Origin of the sequence: Jeotgalibaca dankookensis (assembly GCF_002005405.1) — a bacterium.
Classification (GTDB): domain Bacteria; phylum Bacillota; class Bacilli; order Lactobacillales; family Aerococcaceae; genus Jeotgalibaca; species Jeotgalibaca dankookensis.
The window spans coordinates 383,597-401,711 of the sequence record NZ_CP019728.1 but is presented as its reverse complement, the minus strand read 5'-3'; the positions used below and the strand labels follow the sequence as shown (position 1 = coordinate 401,711).

Below are 18,115 nucleotides of genomic sequence, written 5' to 3'. Positions count from 1 at the left end.
AATTTTATCTACTTTCGTTTAATATTACACTTCCATTGCTTGTTTGAGAATTCGTATAATGGTATCTGCTCCAGCACGCATGGGGTTGATACGAATCGTATTGGTCTCTACATTAGGGATAGCAGCACGGAAAGTTCCGGACACTCGGTAGAACATCGGTACGATTTCATATTTTGATTCAGCGCCAACTGGATTAGGTGCAGATCCAAGTTTTTCAGCCTGTTCTAATACTTTTTGTGCGATGGGCTTGTTAAAGGTTACTAAAATGACTTTTGATTGTGCATTCGCAATAAAAGCTTTTTTAATACCCGGTATTTCTCCTTCGTTCAAACGCGTGCATACTTCATCAGTAACCTTAGCAGACAAAGCAAGTGCTACTGGAGCATAAACCATTCCACGTAATACGTCTAGTGCTTCGAACCCTTGAACTTGTAGACCACCAGAATAATTTTCTTTGCGAAGAATATCAATATACTTCTGATCTCCTACAATGCATCCGACTCCTTCTGGTCCTAATACTTTAAAGGTCGAGAAGCAAGAAAGATTGGCTCCTTGCTCGCAGCCAATTTTGGAAATTTTCATGATGGCATAATTATCATCCGTAATGATGGGTCGATTGGGTGCAAATGTTTTAATGCATTCAATAACAGCTTGACTATCATAAGAATCATCTGGTTTTTGTCTCGTTAATTGTACTAACGCACCATCAATCGTTTCGTTTTCTAATACTTTTTGTAATTCTTTTACATCATTAAAATTTGCTACTACTGTTTTAATTCCCAACATATCCAATGTCACCTGTGTCGTTGGATAAACGGGCGCTTCATGAACTAATAAAGTCGCATTCCTTGGTAAAGCTGCATGTAAAGCCAACCGGATTGCCATCGTTCCGGCTCCTCTAATGAGCATGGCAGCCTCTGCGTCAAAAAAACGAGCCAGTACTTTTTCTACTTTATGAGTAGTAATCGGTTGATTATATCCAGGTACGACGCCTAAGTCGCCTCTTGTTAAGATATCTTTTCCTTCAAAAACTTGCGTGATGGCATCTACTAAGCCAAATTGTTTTTCTGTTGCTTCTTCTACGGTAATGCTTTTTAATGGATAAGTTTTCATTTAGTCAGATACCTCCTATTTAATAAGATGGATAAAATGCACGAGGATTGTGAACTAGCATTTTTTGGATAAATCCTTCTGATAATCCGCCTTCACGTAGCAAGGGAATAAAGGAGTCTAGTAAGAAACTGTAACCTAATCCATCCTTATACTCCAAATGTGATCGGCGAGTAATATCCATTGAAAGAAAAACTTTATCGGTATAGCCAGCTTTTTCGATTGATTTTAACATTTCTAAACGAGTTGCATCGGGCATGTAGTTTTCTTTTCCAACCGTATCAAATTCTACGTACACTCCTTCTTTTAAAAGGTCCAATACATATTGGGTATCTCCGGTAAGGTCAACATGACCTATGACAATTTTAGAAAGATCTGCACCTTGCTCTTTAAAAAATTCAACTTGTTCTTTTCCATACGTACCTAGTGTCGTATGAGTAGTGATGGGAACTCCGGTTTCTTTTTGAGCGAAGACGGCAGCTTCAAAAACTTTCCGTTCTCGCTCTGTCATTTCGTTTTTACTCGTTCCAATTTCACCAATCAGTTCCGCTTTGATAGAAGTTCCGTCGATTCCTTTTTGGATATCGTCGATCATCATCTGCGCTAATTCTTCTACAGATTTTTCATAAATGTATTCTGGTAAAAACTTATCTTGATACCATCCAGTGGATTGCAAAATATTCATTCCAGAAGCTTCGGCTACTCGTTGTACGTATTCAGGATTGCGTTTCATTCCTCGAACGGTAACATCAACTACATTTCGAACCCCTTTTTCGTATAACTTCTTGTATTCTTTCACCGTTTCCTCAAAACAGTTTAGATTGGTATCTTCAGTATGTTTTAAAGATGAGAGGTCGATTGTTGTATGTTCATGTGCATAGGTGATTCCTTCAACTAGAGGCATTTTATTCATTCCTTTCTCTGTGTTAAAAAGGGAAGGTGCCAAACCAATATGGTCCAGCACCTCTGTTTAATTTTTAAACGACTGGGGCAAAAAGTCCCAATACATAAAGAATATTTACAATAATTCCTAAGGCGATTGCAGCTACAGGGCCAACTGCCATATCCACTAATGGTTTCTTAGCAGTACGGTTCATCAGATAGGCTCCAAATACCCAGAAGAATCCAATACCTGGTGCGATTTGTTCACTTGCCATCGCTCCACCTACTAGAAGGGCAATTTCCAAGACGCGGTTCATCGCGGTACGGATATGTTCACCCATGTCACGAACACCTGGGAAACGGTCCAATCCTTTGGCAGCTGCATTCAATAGGTTTACTTCTACAAACATAATAGCTGCACCAGCTAGGAAAGCAAAGATTGGATTTCCATGAAGCAAAATTCCTGCTACATATACAAATGTGGTTCCAGCTGGACTGTATACACCGGTAACAATAGCGGTAGAGAATACTAATGGAATAAAACCAATTCCTCTAGCAAAAGCGGCAAGTGCTGCTTCACCGAATTTACCTTCACTTAATAAATTCAAGGAAATTGGATCTCCAGCAATAATGGTTAAACTGGTTGCAGATGCAACTAAACCACCAACAATAGAAAGAATAATCCAGTTTTTCTTAATGCGAGTAACCCGTTCAACAAAAATACTTACTAGGTTTTGATTGTCTTCTGACTCGCCTTTTACTTGAACTGCAAAGATGAGCATGAAAATCATTCCTACTAGAAGAGCCATTCCTTCTGCAGATAATGTGAAAGACGTTTGTTCATTTAATTGGAATGTTCCGAAACGTTTTACAATAAATAATACCAATGTACTGGTTGCTAAGGTGATCGCACCTTTATTAAATCCATGTTGATACGCAACTGCAACTGCTGGGAACACTGCAAATCCAATAACGATTGGGGCTCCAACTGCTCCAAGAGCACCTAATACATCAACCGGTAACATTGCGAATAAGTCAACAACTGCTTGTAAGCCTAATGTTAATGCGATACCATAAACGGCACCGATGACCCCGGCTATGATCATTCCTTTTTTACCGTCTGGAGTCCATGTACCAATAATATCGGTCATCAATAATAAACTATGAACTAAAATAATACTTGCTCCAATGGAAACGGGAATACCAAACCCGATTACCAATCCAAAACTGACTGCGAAACTGGTTGCTGCCAATTCTTTCTTACTAATGACACCGTCTAAGTATTCTGGCATAACGGGACGAAGACCATCGTTAAATACAGCAATCCCCGTATTTGATAAGATAGCAGCGAGAGCACCTAATGCCCCTACAACAACTAATTGTATAATATCCAAACTCACTCACTCCTTAACATTATAATATTATGATAATTTCGATAACTCATCCATTAGAATGGGAATCACGTTCTCTTTGTGTTGTGCTGTAAAACCAAATGCAATTTTTCCTGACGTAACTTGCTCGCGGATCTCTTCTTCGGGCATAATTTTTCCTGGCATAGAAACGGTTGCGGTCTTCGGTCTACCTACAAGTGCGATTGCCATTGCTAGAGCACCGCCTCCTCCTGTATTACAAGCGCCAAAGTAATAATCAGCTGTACCATTTTTAAGTGCCATCGCTGCTTCCAAATCACTTTTGGTCTCTACTTCAAACTTCCCTTGTGCATACTTTTCTACTAATTCTGCAACTTCTTTTTTGTCAATCTGACCGCCTACTACAATTTTTTTCATTTTTTCCTTCCTTTCTTTTTCTAGATACATCAATATACATTTTTTTGTACATTGGTATATATTGAAAACCTTTTCTTATAAGTAAGTTTACCCCATGTATTTTTAGATTGCAAGGGTTTTCTAAAAAAATAAAAAAAGTGTCCGTATAGGTCCTGATTGATAAACTCCCTTCAAAGTAGAAACTGTAAAAAGCAAACTACTTTGAAGTGGGCTTATGATACTCTATTTTTCGGACACTTCTTATGCTAATTTTTTATTTTTTTATCGATTCGTATACTTTATTGGATATGTCTTGAGATAACTGTCCCGTACTAGCATAGGAGCCATCTTCTTTTTGTCCGTTATTTTGTTTATTGGTTAATATAATAATTTGTACGTTATATTCTGGATCAAAGATTACTTGAGTTCCCGTAAAACCAGTATGGCCAAACGTTTGGTCAGAATGTTGGTCACCCATGTACCACTCTTTATTCAATTCCCATCCATATCCTTGATCGAATCGTTGTGGGCTAGTAAATGTTTGGAGAACTTCTTGACTATATAACTCTACATCGCCGTAGGTTCCTCCATTTAACATGGTCTGTCCTAAAACCGCTAAATCTTTAGCAGTAGAAAATAATCCTGCATGACCAGCAATCCCTTCATTTGCGTAGAAAGCATTTCCATCATTTATTTCACCAACTAACGTATATTCTCTCCAGCCATCAAACATTTCTGGATCTTCTGGCACTGTATAGCCAAACTCATCATCTTCAATCATTTTATATTCATAAGGATTTCCCCATGACGTTGCGGCAATCGGTTGCTCTGTATTTTCGGCAGCATTGAATAGGGTATCTTCCATTTGAAGCGGACCATAAATCTCATCTTGTAGATATTCATCCAAACGTTTATCTGTAATGCTTTCCAAAATAAAGGCTAGCGTCATGAAACTGAAATCACTATATTTTCGATCCGTTCCAGTTTCATATTCTAATGGTAAATCATTAATGTAGTCCAATACTTCTTCTCGATTTTTCGCAGTTAAATACGTAGGTTCCCATGGCGTCAATCCGGATGTGTGAGTCAGTAAGTCGGCAATCGTAACTTCTTCTTTTCCATTTTTACTAAAATCAGGTACGTACATAGCTACTTGATCATCTACAGATATTTCACCTTCAGAAACTAATTTCATAATTCCTTGCGTAGTTGCCATTACTTTTGTAACGGATGCTAAATCAAATATGGTATCAGTTGTCATTTCAATTGGCTCACTTAATTCTTCACCCATATCAAATTTCTGAGCATAGCCATATGCCGTTTCTTTTACAATGGTATTGTCTTTTGCAATAAATACCACTGCTCCTGGAATAATTTTTTCTTCCATAGCGGCTTCAACAATTTGATCAATTTCAGCAAGCGTTTCTTCATCCATGTTTGCTTCTTCAGCTGAGCCCTCTTTCAATTGGTTATCAGTCACTTGTTCTTCTGAAGATTGACTCTCCATTACTGAACTTTCTGTCACAGAACTCTGCGACTCACCGCCTTCTTGATCTGTGGGCTGACATCCGGATAAAAATACAGCTCCTGCAAGAATTGCCCCTGTTGCCATTCTTAATTTCATATTCTATCTTCCTTTCTATTTTTTATTACTTTATGCTTCAATTTACATTTTTTTGTACATTGAAACGTAAAGTAGTATACAATTCATACTAAAACACATAGGTTATAATTGCAAGGGCTTACACACATTTGACAAAACATTTTTAAAAGTTGATAGTAGGTTATAAGATAAATAGAGAGGTGAAAAATATGGAACTTAATGAATGGATCCAAGCAGCAAATCAAACCTTTATTGCTATGAAAGACCCTTACGAAAGTGTAGAGAAAGTATATCCTCGCGCTTTAGAAAAGTATTCAGTAGGAAGTCGTTACATGGGCGTAAAAAATAAAAGCCACATTCCTCGTCATTTGATTGAACAATTAGAAACCTTTCGCTATATTTTGCATACATTGGACAAAGCTAGTATGGGAGGTCGAGCTATTGATGTATCCTTAATCAATCCAATAAGTGGTCGCCCAATGACTGGTTCATCGAGTGGAACAGCTATCAATGTTCTATTAGGAATCAATGATTTAGGGATTGGTACAGATGGGGGCGGTTCAGTACTTGCACCTGCGATGGCTGTTCAATTATTTGGCTTTATTAGCCCGATCATTGAACAAGAACATTTAGAAAAATTTTCCTCAACCTCAACCGATGGAATTGGTTTTCACGCTTCTATCGGATTTATGAGTCGAGAATTTGAAGTTATTTTACATGCAATTCAGTGTGTGCTTCCATTGGAAGATACAAAAACCATTGCTTCCCCTAGGATTTTTGCAACAGGTCCTCTGGATGATTTAGATGTAGCAAAAAATGTAAAAATCGTTCAGACTCCTAACCTATTTGGCGAACGGGAACTACTTATTGAATTCTTAAAAGAAAACTTATCCGAGTGCGACTTCTTGATTTCCAAAGAAGGTCCAGTAGATTTTCTAGGGTTTGGCGATACTGTCCTGGGACATTTAGGATATGAAGCGAATCGTTCCCAACAGTCTTCGGGAAAAGGTTTGATTCGCGTTGCGAATATGGTTGATGCCACTGCTTTGGTTGTGCCAACAAAAGACTTTGCTTGTGGATATGTACTCCTTTGTGAATCAACCTTACCAAAAGTAAAAGCGATGTTGGAATTCGCAAAAACAATCGCCCTTTCTCAGGATCCCTTATTAAAAAAGTATTTCCAAAATATTGAAAATTATTTTCCTGATGAATTTGTTTGATGGTGACCTTTGCGAGTTAAATTCATATAGACTTTTCTTCTCCTTGATAAGTAAATTTACCAGTACACATAAAAGTCCCTCTTTCCAAAGAAATAAGGACTTTTTCTAGTTCATTTACATGGTAATTTCGTCGCTGTTGGTAACTTTCATAAATATCAATAAAGAAACGACCGTGAAAAGAGTTAAAATGGTGGACAATGCTGCGGCAATTCCATAGTTCCCACGGATGACTTCCGTATAGATGGCAACCGTCATCGTTCGTGTGCGTACATTATACAGGAGAATCGAAGTGGAAAGCTCGCTAAGCATAGTAATCCAGCTGAGGATTGCACCTGAGATAATTCCAGTCATCATCATAGGGACTGTGATTCGGAAGAATGTATTAACTTGTCCACTCCCCAAACTGGCTGCAGCTTCCTCTATCGATGGTGATATTTGCATAAGCGCTGCAACAATGGTTTTTTTTGCATGGATGATCTCCCTTTAGTTGACAATTTTGAAACGCTTACATTTTATTGCTACTTTTAGTATAGCAGAATTGTAGCTAGAATCACCACACGTTAATTCGCATAGAACAAATTTTTGAAATGATTTATAGTTTCTCAGTATTTATTTTCCTGTTTTTAAAATAATATTCTTCATCATGCTGGTTTACTTTTCGAAGAATACGACAAGGATTTCCTACTGCTACAATATTGTCCGGTAGATCTTTGGTTACTACGCTTCCAGCACCAATCACTACATTGGCTCCAATTGTGATACCGGGAAGGATAATCACTCCTGCACCTATCCAGCAATTTTTACCGATATGTACCGATGAATTATATTGATATGATTTCTCTCGGAGCTCAGGTAGGATAGGATGTCCCGCAGTAGCAACAACCACATTAGGGCCAAACATTGTATAATCCCCTACATAAATGTGTGTATCATCGACTAATGTTAAGTTAAAATTGGCATAAATATTCTTCCCAAAATGGACATGTTTCCCACCAAAATTCGAATAGAATGGTGGTTCAATATAGCAACCTTCTCCAATCTCAGCAAACATTTCTTTTAGCATCTGTTGCCTTTTATCTTGTTCTGTTGGGCGCGTTTGATTGAAATCATAAAGGCGATCCAAGTGTTGTAGTTGTTTCTTCATTAGCTCTTCGTCATTCGGTAAGTACAGATCTCCTGTATGCATTCTTTCTTCATGATTCATATGAGTTCCCTCCATTTTTTGTTTATACTATTATGATACTACTAATGAAGTAGAAAGTAGCCATGTTTTCTTTGAATAGAGAATTTATGGATCAAACTACAAACTAGTCCACTTTTGGTGCTGCTCGATCCGAATGAGCGTCTGCAGATCAAGTGAGCGTCAGTTTCTTCGTTACTTGATCCGAATGAGCCGTTTGCGGATCAAGTGAGCGTCAGTTTCTTCGTTACTTGATCCGAATGAGCCGTCTGCGGATCAAGTGAGCGTTGATCTATTCTCTACTTGATCCGAATAAGCGTTTGCAGATCAAGTGAGAGTCGATTTATTCTCTATTTGATGCGTATTTCAATTTATAAACTAAATAAAAGTCAATTCACCTTTTTTCTATAAATTACAAACAAAAAAGCAGAACTTATAGCAGTTCTGCCTCCTTCTATCTATCTTAAATATTTAGTGATAAATCTTCCCCATTTGTAGCAATCACTTTTTTATACCAATAGAATGATTTTTTCTTATAGCGCTTTAATGTTCCCTTTCCTTCATTATCTCGGTCCACGTAAATGAAACCATAGCGTTTCTTCATTTCTCCGGTACCAGCGCTCACTAAATCAATACAGCCCCAAGAAGTATAGCCTAGCAAATCAACACCATCTAACTCAACCGCATCTTTCATAACCTGTAAGTGTTGAGCGAGGTAGTCAATTCGATAATCATCTTCTACATAACCATTTTTATCAGGCTCATCAACAGCACCAAGACCATTTTCCACAATAAAGAGAGGTTTTTGATAACGGTCATATAAAGAATTCATTGTAACTCGTAAACCTAGAGGGTCAATTTGCCAACCCCATTCACTTGTTTTTAAATATGGATTTTTGACAGTTGCGAATAAGTTCCCAGCAGTTTTTTTGACTTCCGGATCAGCAGAAGCAACTCGGGATGAATAATAAGAAAATGATATAAAGTCTACTGTGTGTTCCTTTAATAATTCGGTATCCCCTGATTCCATTGTTATCTGAATACCTTTTTGTTCTAATTCTTTCAAAGCATATGCTGGATACGCTCCACGTGATTGTACATCAATAAAGAAGTAATTCTCTCGATCTCTTTTTTGAGCTAAAAGAATATCTTCTGGATTTGGAGTGTACGGATAATATTCTCCCGCTGCCAACATACAACCTACTTGATTCTCTGGGTCCACTTCATGAGCAATCTTGGTAGCTAACGCACTTGCAACCAATTCATGATGAGCTGCTTGATATTTGACTTGTTCTTGATTCTCACCTTCTTCAAAATACAATCCTGCGCCTAAAAATGGAGCATGGAGAATCATATTAATTTCATTAAAAGTCAACCAATATTTAACTAAGCCTTTGTACCGATTGAATATAACCTGGCAAAGTCGTTCGTAGAATTCAATCGTTTTTCGATTACGCCATCCACCGTATTCTTCTATTAAATGCATAGGACAATCGAAGTGAGTAATCGTCACTAAAGGCTCTATACCATGACGGTGACATTCTTTAAATAAATCTTCGTAAAATTTCAACCCATCTTCATTTGGCTCTTGCTCGTCTCCATTTGGAAAAATACGTGACCAAGCAATCGATAAACGATACACATTAAAACCCATTTCGCAAAAAAGTGCAATATCTTCTTTGTAATGATGATACATGTCAATTGCTTCTTTTGCTGGATAGAAATAGCCATCCTCAAATTCAAACATTTTTTTCTGGCCTCTTATAATTTTGCGGCGTTCTTCTCCTGTAGGAATTAAATCTACGTTCGCTAAACCTCGCCCACCTTCATTAAAACCACCTTCACATTGATTGGCTGCTGTTGCTCCACCCCATAAAAAATCTTTTCTTAAAACCATTTTTATTCCTCCTTTATCTAATCACCTGCAAAAGCTTATCTCCTATTGCTACCTCTTTTCCTTCTATTGAAATAATATCCCCATATTCATTCGAATTTGTAATGACAATAGGTGTAATTGTTTCAAATTCTTTTCTATTAATTTCTTTTAAATCAAATTGAATTAACGAGTCTCCCGTTTCAACATGATCTCCTTTTTCAACAAAGCATTCGTATCCTTCTCCATTTAGCTGAACTGTATCAATTCCTACATGAATCAATAACTCTGTTCCTTGATCACTAGTAATTCCTATGGCATGTTTTGTATCAAAGGTTGCAGTAATCGTACCGGAAAAAGGTGATACGACTAATCCTTCAGATGGCTTAATTGCAACTCCTTTTCCTAAAATTTCAGCAGAAAACATTTCATCCGGAACTTCTGTTAAAGAAACTGCTTGTCCGACTAAAGGTGATACGAGTGTTTCATTATTTCCCGATAGGATCTTTAATTCTGGTTGATCTTTCTCTACATTTTCTACTACCATTTCTTCAATCGGATCTTTGTAGATAACCATTGTCACCGCAAAGGTAATCACAAATGCGATTGCTGCTCCAATACTAGCATTTGTCAAGTGACGAAGTGTATCTTCTCCAATATAGCTTGGGAGTGTCAACAATCCAGGAGATCCTCCTGAAAAATTACGTACTCCAGTAATTCCCATAAATAAACCAGAGAATCCTCCTCCAATCATTGCTGCGTAAAGAGGAGTTTTATATCGTAAGTTAACTCCATATAAAGCAGGCTCGGTAATACCAAACAGCGCAGTTAGACCCGCAGAAGAAGCTAATTGTTTAATTTTTGAATCTTTACTTTTGATTCCAACGGCTACTGATGCTGCCCCTTGAGCAATATTAGATGCTAACATTCCTGGGTATACAATAGTATCATATCCATTTGTTAAACGATTATTAATCCCAATCGGTACGATTCCATAATGAGTTCCAGTTGCAACTAACAACGGAGTAAGTGCTCCTAATAAAGTGGGAACAATCCAGCTTCCTACACTTTCTAGAGCCAAGACTCCGCTAGAAATTAAATTACTGATATAGAAACCAACCGGACCCAAAACGGTCAAAGCTATTGTTCCGACAATGGCAATCGTAAGTAATGGTTTACTGAAGAATTTAATTGCTTTTGGAGATACTTTATCAGCAATCGGTTCGACATATGACATAAACCAGATAGAAAGAATAATTGGAATAACCGTTGAAGAATAATTAACTGGAGAAATAGGTAATCCTAATAATTGAATTGCCTCACCAGTTTCTTTTGATGTTGCTACCATTTGTACAAATGCTGGATGAAGAAGAACTCCTCCAATCATTGCTGCTAAATAAATATTTGTTTTAAATTTTTGTGCAGATGAAATAGCTAGAAGAATAGGTAAAAAGTAAAAGGCTGAGTCTGCCATTAAATTAATGATTTGATATGATTGACTGTCTGTTGAAAACACCTTAAATACTACTAATAATGCTAATACTGCCTTTAACATCCCAGCAGCTGTGATGGCTGGAAGAATAGGTGTAAAGATTCCGGTTATGGTGTCAATCACTTTTGCAACTAGTTTACGATCATCATCATCCTTAGAAATCTGTGTGTGTTCTGTTTGTAAAGAAGGTATTTGTTGAATGATTTCTTTGTATACACTCCCTACATCACTACCAATAATAATTTGATATTGCCCTCCACTTTGCGTAACTCCCATAACACCAGGCGTATTCTTTAAAGCACTTGTTTCTGCTAGTTTATTATCTTTTAAATGAAAACGAAGTCTTGTGGCGCAATGAGTTAAGCTATTCACATTTTGTTCTCCGCCAATTTTTGTTACAATTACTTTTGCTAATTCTGAATAATTCATTTGATTTCCCTCCTAATTTTTCATAAAAAAATACCTAAACAAACCTTCACATAAAGGTTTATTTAGGTATAGCCTGCTTTTCGCAGTAACAATCCTGTTTATATTTAATTTGTAATTCGCTTGATATGAATGGTGAGATAGATTATTTCATCTTCTTGCAAGTCTCGATCAAAATGATTCATGATATACTTCCTAATTTTTAAAGCACATAGATATTCTTCTCGATACTTTTCTTTAATCAAGAATAAGAAGCTAGAATCATTTTCTTCTAATAAATCGACACCCGTAAATAATCTTTGCACAAAAAATTTTAAGTGGACGATAAACCGTTCATAATTCAATGAATATTCATCTAAATCTACCTGAAAATGGAGACGAACGATATTAGTGATATCTTGGATAATTTTAGTCATCTCAGTTACTTGACTGACTTGTGCCATGTCCAACTCTGCATTAACAATATGCAAAGCAATAAAACCAGCTTCATCTTCGGGTAAGTCTATTCCTAATTTACTTTTGATCATGCTAAGAGCTTCTTTTCCAATTAAGTATTCATGATTATAAAAACGCTTAATTTCCCAAAGCAATGCATTTTTAATTGGAATTTTATTATTATATCGTTCAATTGCATAACTTACATGATCGGTCAGCGTCAAAAATATATTATCATTTAATTTTTTACCAAGTGAAGCCTTTGCAAAACTAATGATTTCATTTGCTAGTTGAATATGTTCAATTGGAATTTCGGAAAGTAATTGAGCTAACCTATTTGAATTTAAGTCTTTACTACTTACATAAACTTTCTCAATCAGTTCGGGGTTGACTGAATTTCCTGGTTTTTTTTGGAATCCAATCCCTTTTCCCATTACTAAAACTTCATTGTTCTCGTGATCAAAAGATTTTACGATATTGTTGTTTATTACTTTTATGACTTTCAATATTCTATCTCCTTGAGAACCTTGCATCTAGATACAGTTATTTTTGTTAGTATAGCCTGCATAACCAGTAACAATCTAACTTCAGTTTTCATTACAACATAATTATAAAGCGTTGTCAATGATAACATTATTTTTTGTAGGAGTATTTTCTTAGTTTAAAAGTAGATTATGAAGGCTGCTCATAGCTACTTGATGCGTATTCGGCTTTTTAATTTCTAATCGGTTCAAGTGAACCATCTATCTTCAGCTACTTGAACCAATAAACAAAAAAGAACTAGGAAAACTCCCTAATTCTTTTTACTCATTGCGTTCTGATAGAAATACATAATACTGTGCCCAAGTTGCACTTTGATAAGGGACGGCATATAAACCGACTAAACCAAATGTAAAGGCGCTGGCAATATTCCACAAGATAAAAGAAAAGTCCATTATTAATAAATCTATTTTAAATCCATATGTCATATCTTGGCTTAATTTGATCGCATCTGAAATTCCTATATTAGGATCATCTGCTAGAATATAGGGAACCATCGAGTAGGCATATCCTTTAACAATTCCAGGGATGATAAACAAGAAAGTCCATAGGGTTGTATAGATACCTACTAATAACATAGCACCAATATCACGAACCCATTGTGCATTTCGGAATAGACTATCGGTGGCATTTTGATAGACACCATCGGTTAAGTCAATTGCGACTCTTGTTAAAGGCACCGTTAGAATCAGTTGTAAGAGATTTAACCAACGAACACGAATATCTAAATAGGAAGTTGGATCGAAATCGGATGATACTTGATTTTGAGAATTTGCATAGGATAAAACGATTGTAATAATACCGACTAATAACCAAGGTATATAATTACGTCTGACTGTTTCTTTAGCATTTTGTTTTAGGTGAACTCTATTCATTTTTTCACTTCCTTATATCTTTCTTCTTATTGTAGCAAAGTATACATTGTTTTTATATAGCAAAAAGCACTACAAGGGCTCAGCCTTGCAGTGCTTTACTTTATACAAGTTTAGATCAAATCATTAATGTCTACGAAGTCTAATCCAAGTGATTCAACTACACCTTCATTCGTAACTTTATTTTTGTACGTATTGAAACCTGTTAGGATTGTATCGTCTCCTTCAGATGCTTCCAAAATACCTTTATTCGCAATTTTCACTGCATATGGCAAGGTTGAATTTGTTAAAGCAATCGTTGAAGTTCTTGCTACTGCACCAGGCATATTTGGTACTGCATAGTGCAATACGCCATGTTTTAAGTAAACAGGATCATCATGAGTCGTTGTGTGGTCTTCTGTTTCGAAGATTCCACCTTGGTCTACTGCGATATCAACAATAACAGAACCAGGTTCCATTCCTTTTACCATTTCTTCGGTTACAAGAGTTGGAGCTTTACGTCCAGGAATGAGTACCGCACCAATTACGATGTCTGCATCTTGAATTGCGTTAGCAATATTTACTTCGTTAGACATCAACGTAATAACTTCATTACCGTATAATTCTTCAATTTCGATTAGAACTTCTGGTTTTACATCTAGAACAGTTACGTGAGCACCTAAACCAAGTGCAATTTGTAATGCGTTTCTTCCAGAAACTCCACCACCAATTATAACAACTTTTCCGTTTTTAACTCCAGGTACTCCACCAACTAAGACACCTTTACCGCCATATTGGTGTTCTAGGAAATGTGCACCAATTTGTACTGATAAACGTCCAGCAATCGCGCTCATTGGGTTCAGCATTGGTAAGTCGCCAGTTTCTCCAACCATCGTTTCATAACCAATTGCCGTTACACCAGAATCAACTAATGCTTTTGTTAGTTCAGGTTCGTTTGCTAAGTGCAAGTATGTGAAAAGAATTAATCCTTCACGGAAATACTTGAATTCTTGTTCCAGTGGTTCTTTTACTTTAATAACCATATCTCCTGACTATACTTTTTCAGCAGATGGTTCCATTTTTGCTCCTGCTTCTATATAGGCGCTATCTTCAAAACCTGCAGCTGTTCCTGCATTCTTCTCCACCATCACATCGAGACCGTTTTGAACTAGTAATTCTACTCCTAAAGGCGTAATTCCTACGCGACTTTCATTATTTTTAACTTCTTTTGGTATACCGATTAACATAAATTTTCCTCCGATTTTTGTTTTCAACTATCCAATTAGCAAATCATTCTGTTTTATATTGCAAACACGCTTTGTTCAAAATAAGTATTTTATCAAGTGGCTGCATCCAGACGTCCCGTCGATCTAGTATTCGAAACTTTTACGTCTTCTTGCTTGTCCTGGATAACCTAATCATTTTGTACCACAACACTGCTTTACTCATTCTGGATATTTAATATTGATTCAAAAAATTACATGCTTATTCGCAAGTCATTGTATCGGATAATTGTGAATTTAATAACTTTACTTTAATACATACTATTTTTTGAAAAAAAATCAAAAAATAACCCCTGTTTTTCAGTGTTTTTTATCAATACAAAAGGATATTGATACATATTTATACAATATTTGTCTTTTTCAAAGACCCTTTCATCCTAAGTGTTTACCAATCCCTATATACTATTAATTTATTATCTTATTTTTTTCAAAAATGATGCGAGTGCCTACTATTACAACAGTCACGATCTCTGTTAATCAATCCAAACTTCAAAAAAATGGAAGCTAAATAACCTTTCAGTAATCCTGTTTTTACGTATTAGATTAATAACCATTTCTAGACTCAAATAATAATGTTGTTTATTTTAATGGTTTTTCATAAAACACTTGAATTGTAAGATCTTTAGTCTAATAAGACTAAAAAATATAAGATAAACAGAATAAAACTGTTTATCTTATACTTAAAGTATCTTGATTCATTATTGCGTGCCAAAATACCAGTCTGGAGATTCTTTGATACTTCCCCATAGTCCATCTGGGATGAGTAGCTGGTCTTTTGAGAGCTCTTCGACTGTCTTTGGTAGATTGGTATCAACTGGGAACGTTGGATGCAGAACAAGGGGTCTTGCGATAGAAACTAAGGGAACAACCTCTAAAGCTTTCGCAATTTTTTCTTCTGTATCTACAGAGCCATTACCAATCAAACAAATTGAATGTTCTATCCCTTTTTCTATTACCGATACTTTTATCTCTTCATTTTGTATTTCAAATAGATCATTCTGATTAAAATGAATATACTCTGCCGATAATTTGGAAATCTTTTCAGCAAGCCGACAAGTTTCTTGAAAAGTAATTCCATCTGCTGCATTTTCTTCCGTAGCTAGTCGAACTCCAATAACGAATGAAGGACTAGCTGTTTTTTCTTTGATTTCATTTGCTAATTTTAAAAGCGCTTCTAAAAAACGAAACTGTTTTTGTGCGTTTCCTCCCCAAAAATCTTTTCTTCGATTCGTTCGAGGAGATAAAAACTGTTGAACTAAGAAAGGATTTCCCCCATGAATCTCAATCCCATCAAAGCCAGCACGAATGGCACGATGAATTGCCTTTCCAAAATCATTTATAGTTTGCAGAATTTCTGTTTCCGTCAATTCATGATACTGCTTTTCTTTGTCATACCGCTCATCAAAAAAAGTGCTAACCGTATAAACATCCTTTTGACTCGGAAGAAATTGGGTAGCACTTCCTCCATGATAAAGTTGGATAATAGATTTGGCGCCCGTTTCATGAATCTCTTTATTATAGGTTTTTAAATTAGGAATGGCTGCATCATGAGAAATCGTTACATTATGATCATAAGCTTTTCCTTCTTTAGAAACATTCGCAGAACCTAAGATGACTAGTCCCATGTTTTGTGCACGTGACTTATAAAATTGAATTTCTTTGTCACTCAACAGACCAATATTGGAGCTGGACATCGTAGAAATAGGTGCAAAAACTAATCGATTACGAAGCTCTAATCCTCCAGGAAATACATAAGCTGTTTCCCACTTTTTCATTTTTTAGCCTCCTTTGCTAGATCCTCTTTAAAGAATACTAAAGGAGCTTTCAGCATACTTTTCCATAGAGGAAGAGGGATTGCTAGACTCTTTTGATCTTTCATTCCCATAGAAGTTTTTATATCATGATTTCCTTGTAAAATTTTCTTTGCCCATAACGGATCTGAAAGGGTAGCATTTCCCACTGAAAATAAAGAAACCATTTCAGAAATTTCCTTTACTTCTTTGGGCGTTTGAATATTTCCACAACCGATAAACGGAATGGATGGTGGAATCACTTGATTTAATTCTTCGATAATATTTAGACCTTCTTGAGACTTTTTTTGGTAATTGCTTAAAGAGATATGTACATAATCTAATGGTAATTTTGTCAATTCTGTCAATAAAATTTTGGTGTCTGCCATTCTTATGCCTGGGGTTTCTAACTCTTCAGGTGAAAAACGGTAGCCTAATAAAAAAGGTCGCTTCGCTTTTTCTTTTATTGCCTTGATACAGGCATCCACTACCTCAATCAAAAAGGTCATCCGTTTTGTTCTACTGCCACCCCATCTATCTTGTCTTCGATTTGAATGAGCAGAATAGAATTGTTGAAGCAAGTAGGTATTAGCCCCATGTAATTCAACACCATCAAAGCCTATTTCCATAGCAATCTCACAAGCAACACGAAAGTCTTTTATGGTTTGTTGAATTTCAATTTCTGTCATATCTCTAGGATAAGAAGCAAATTTTCGATTGGCAGGTATTCGACTAGGCGCGATTGGTTGCTTTCCTTCAATAAAAGCTGGTTGTGCTAATCTTCCTGCATGATATATTTGGATAACAACCTTTACATTTTTCTCATGTAGCTTCTCTACTAATTTTGTTAAAATAGGAGCGTTTGCAGGGTTATAAATATTCCACCCCCGTTTAAAAGCATTCCCACTTGGAGATACACTGTGAGATCCTAAAATAACCATTCCAAATCCTTCACTTCTTTTTAAAATGAAATCAACGTCTTCCGTAGAAAGTCCACCTTTTTCTGTTCCACTATCCGTTGACATGGGAGCAAGCACAATCCGATTCTCAATGTTCAATCCACAAGGAAATTCAAATACTTCCTTTATTTTTTCATTTTGCATGCAGTCACTTCCTTTTTTATTAAAAAAGCACAAAAACTAGAGCAAATCTGCCCTGGCTTTTGTACTTGTTCATCCGATGAACTCATCGGCAGGACTAGACTTTTTTATCCGTTCCACTCAGCTGGATAGGTAATATAAATAAAGCGCGCTGTTCCTTCAACTGAAAATTGAATATCAGAGTCTTTAGGAATATACATGATTTCTCTCGGTCCGGCGGTTACTTTTCTGCCATCAATGATAACAGATAAGGTTCCTTCTATCATATAGTCGATTTCATCGTATCCTAAGTGCCAATCAAAGGTTGTATCTTTCATAACCATTAATCCTAGCCCTAAGCGTGGACTCTCTTCTACCGTTACTAGATCTCTTGTATAGACTTGATGTTCTGGATTACCGGTATCTAAACGATGTTCTTCTGTTACATCAAACATAGGTAGTTCGATGGACATCACACCGCTCTCTTTATCAAGATGACGACCGGTATCTCCCCCTCTTGAATATTCTTCTAAAATAACTTCACGAACGAGTCTCTCAATATCATTTCTATTTATAACTTTCATA

The 18,115-nt window shown here is 36.3% G+C and carries 14 protein-coding genes and 2 pseudogenes; 1 reads left to right on the top strand and 15 read right to left on the bottom strand.

The window, feature by feature from the left end; translation table 11 throughout:
* Positions 1 to 24 precede the first annotated feature (24 nt).
* From BW727_RS01955 to BW727_RS01935, 5 genes are all read right to left on the bottom strand, one after another.
* Entirely contained in the window at positions 25 to 1,113 is a 1,089-nt protein-coding gene (locus BW727_RS01955; protein WP_062468357.1) for a hypothetical protein, read from the bottom strand.
* A 19-nt stretch (positions 1,114 to 1,132) separates the two neighbouring features.
* Positions 1,133 to 2,014, bottom strand: coding sequence for a phosphotriesterase family protein (locus tag BW727_RS01950; RefSeq protein WP_062468359.1), 882 nt, complete (start codon positions 2,012 to 2,014; stop codon positions 1,133 to 1,135).
* Positions 2,015 to 2,087: 73 nt separating this feature from the next.
* Positions 2,088 to 3,386 (bottom strand): YhfT family protein, encoded by a 1,299-nt coding sequence (locus tag BW727_RS01945; RefSeq protein WP_062468361.1) that lies wholly within the window; start codon positions 3,384 to 3,386, stop codon positions 2,088 to 2,090.
* A gap of 27 nt (positions 3,387 to 3,413) precedes the next feature.
* Positions 3,414 to 3,779 (bottom strand): DUF2620 domain-containing protein, encoded by a 366-nt coding sequence (locus BW727_RS01940; protein ID WP_062468362.1) that lies wholly within the window; start codon positions 3,777 to 3,779, stop codon positions 3,414 to 3,416.
* A gap of 253 nt (positions 3,780 to 4,032) precedes the next feature.
* Entirely contained in the window at positions 4,033 to 5,382 is a 1,350-nt protein-coding gene (locus BW727_RS01935; RefSeq protein ID WP_217994409.1) for a serine hydrolase, read from the bottom strand.
* Between the two features lie 188 nt (positions 5,383 to 5,570).
* On the opposite strand from BW727_RS01935, the gene BW727_RS01930 reads away from it, so the two are divergent.
* Entirely contained in the window at positions 5,571 to 6,581 is a 1,011-nt protein-coding gene (locus BW727_RS01930; RefSeq protein WP_062468364.1) for an amidase family protein, read from the top strand.
* A gap of 114 nt (positions 6,582 to 6,695) precedes the next feature.
* Here BW727_RS01930 and BW727_RS01925 read toward each other — a convergent pair.
* From BW727_RS01925 to BW727_RS01880, 10 genes and pseudogenes are all read right to left on the bottom strand, one after another.
* Positions 6,696 to 7,034, bottom strand: a pseudogene (locus tag BW727_RS01925) (ABC transporter permease subunit); the annotation flags it as partial.
* Between the two features lie 139 nt (positions 7,035 to 7,173).
* Complete coding sequence (locus tag BW727_RS01920) at positions 7,174 to 7,785, bottom strand: sugar O-acetyltransferase (protein WP_062468366.1); 612 nt, start codon at positions 7,783 to 7,785, stop codon at positions 7,174 to 7,176.
* Positions 7,786 to 8,224: 439 nt separating this feature from the next.
* Positions 8,225 to 9,658: a 6-phospho-beta-glucosidase gene (locus BW727_RS01915; RefSeq protein ID WP_062468368.1), complete on the bottom strand. Its 1,434-nt coding sequence runs from the start codon at positions 9,656 to 9,658 to the stop codon at positions 8,225 to 8,227.
* A 13-nt stretch (positions 9,659 to 9,671) separates the two neighbouring features.
* Positions 9,672 to 11,555, bottom strand: a complete 1,884-nt coding sequence (locus tag BW727_RS01910) for a beta-glucoside-specific PTS transporter subunit IIABC (RefSeq protein WP_062468370.1) — start codon at positions 11,553 to 11,555, stop codon at positions 9,672 to 9,674.
* 104 nt (positions 11,556 to 11,659) lie between these two features.
* On the bottom strand, positions 11,660 to 12,493 hold the full coding sequence (licT, locus tag BW727_RS01905) for a BglG family transcription antiterminator LicT (protein ID WP_062468372.1): 834 nt from the start codon (positions 12,491 to 12,493) through the stop codon (positions 11,660 to 11,662).
* Between the two features lie 297 nt (positions 12,494 to 12,790).
* Entirely contained in the window at positions 12,791 to 13,402 is a 612-nt protein-coding gene (locus BW727_RS01900) for a DUF975 family protein (protein WP_062468374.1), read from the bottom strand.
* Between the two features lie 110 nt (positions 13,403 to 13,512).
* A pseudogene (gene ald / locus BW727_RS01895) lies at positions 13,513 to 14,625 on the bottom strand (alanine dehydrogenase).
* Between the two features lie 734 nt (positions 14,626 to 15,359).
* Entirely contained in the window at positions 15,360 to 16,436 is a 1,077-nt protein-coding gene (locus BW727_RS01890) for an oxidoreductase (protein ID WP_062468376.1), read from the bottom strand.
* On the bottom strand, positions 16,433 to 17,554 hold the full coding sequence (locus BW727_RS01885; protein ID WP_062468378.1) for an oxidoreductase: 1,122 nt from the start codon (positions 17,552 to 17,554) through the stop codon (positions 16,433 to 16,435). The genes BW727_RS01890 and BW727_RS01885 overlap by 4 nt, the downstream gene beginning before the upstream one ends.
* Positions 17,555 to 17,658: 104 nt before the next feature.
* Complete coding sequence (locus BW727_RS01880) at positions 17,659 to 18,114, bottom strand: cupin domain-containing protein (RefSeq protein WP_062468380.1); 456 nt, start codon at positions 18,112 to 18,114, stop codon at positions 17,659 to 17,661.
* Between the last annotated feature and the right edge of the window lies 1 nt (position 18,115).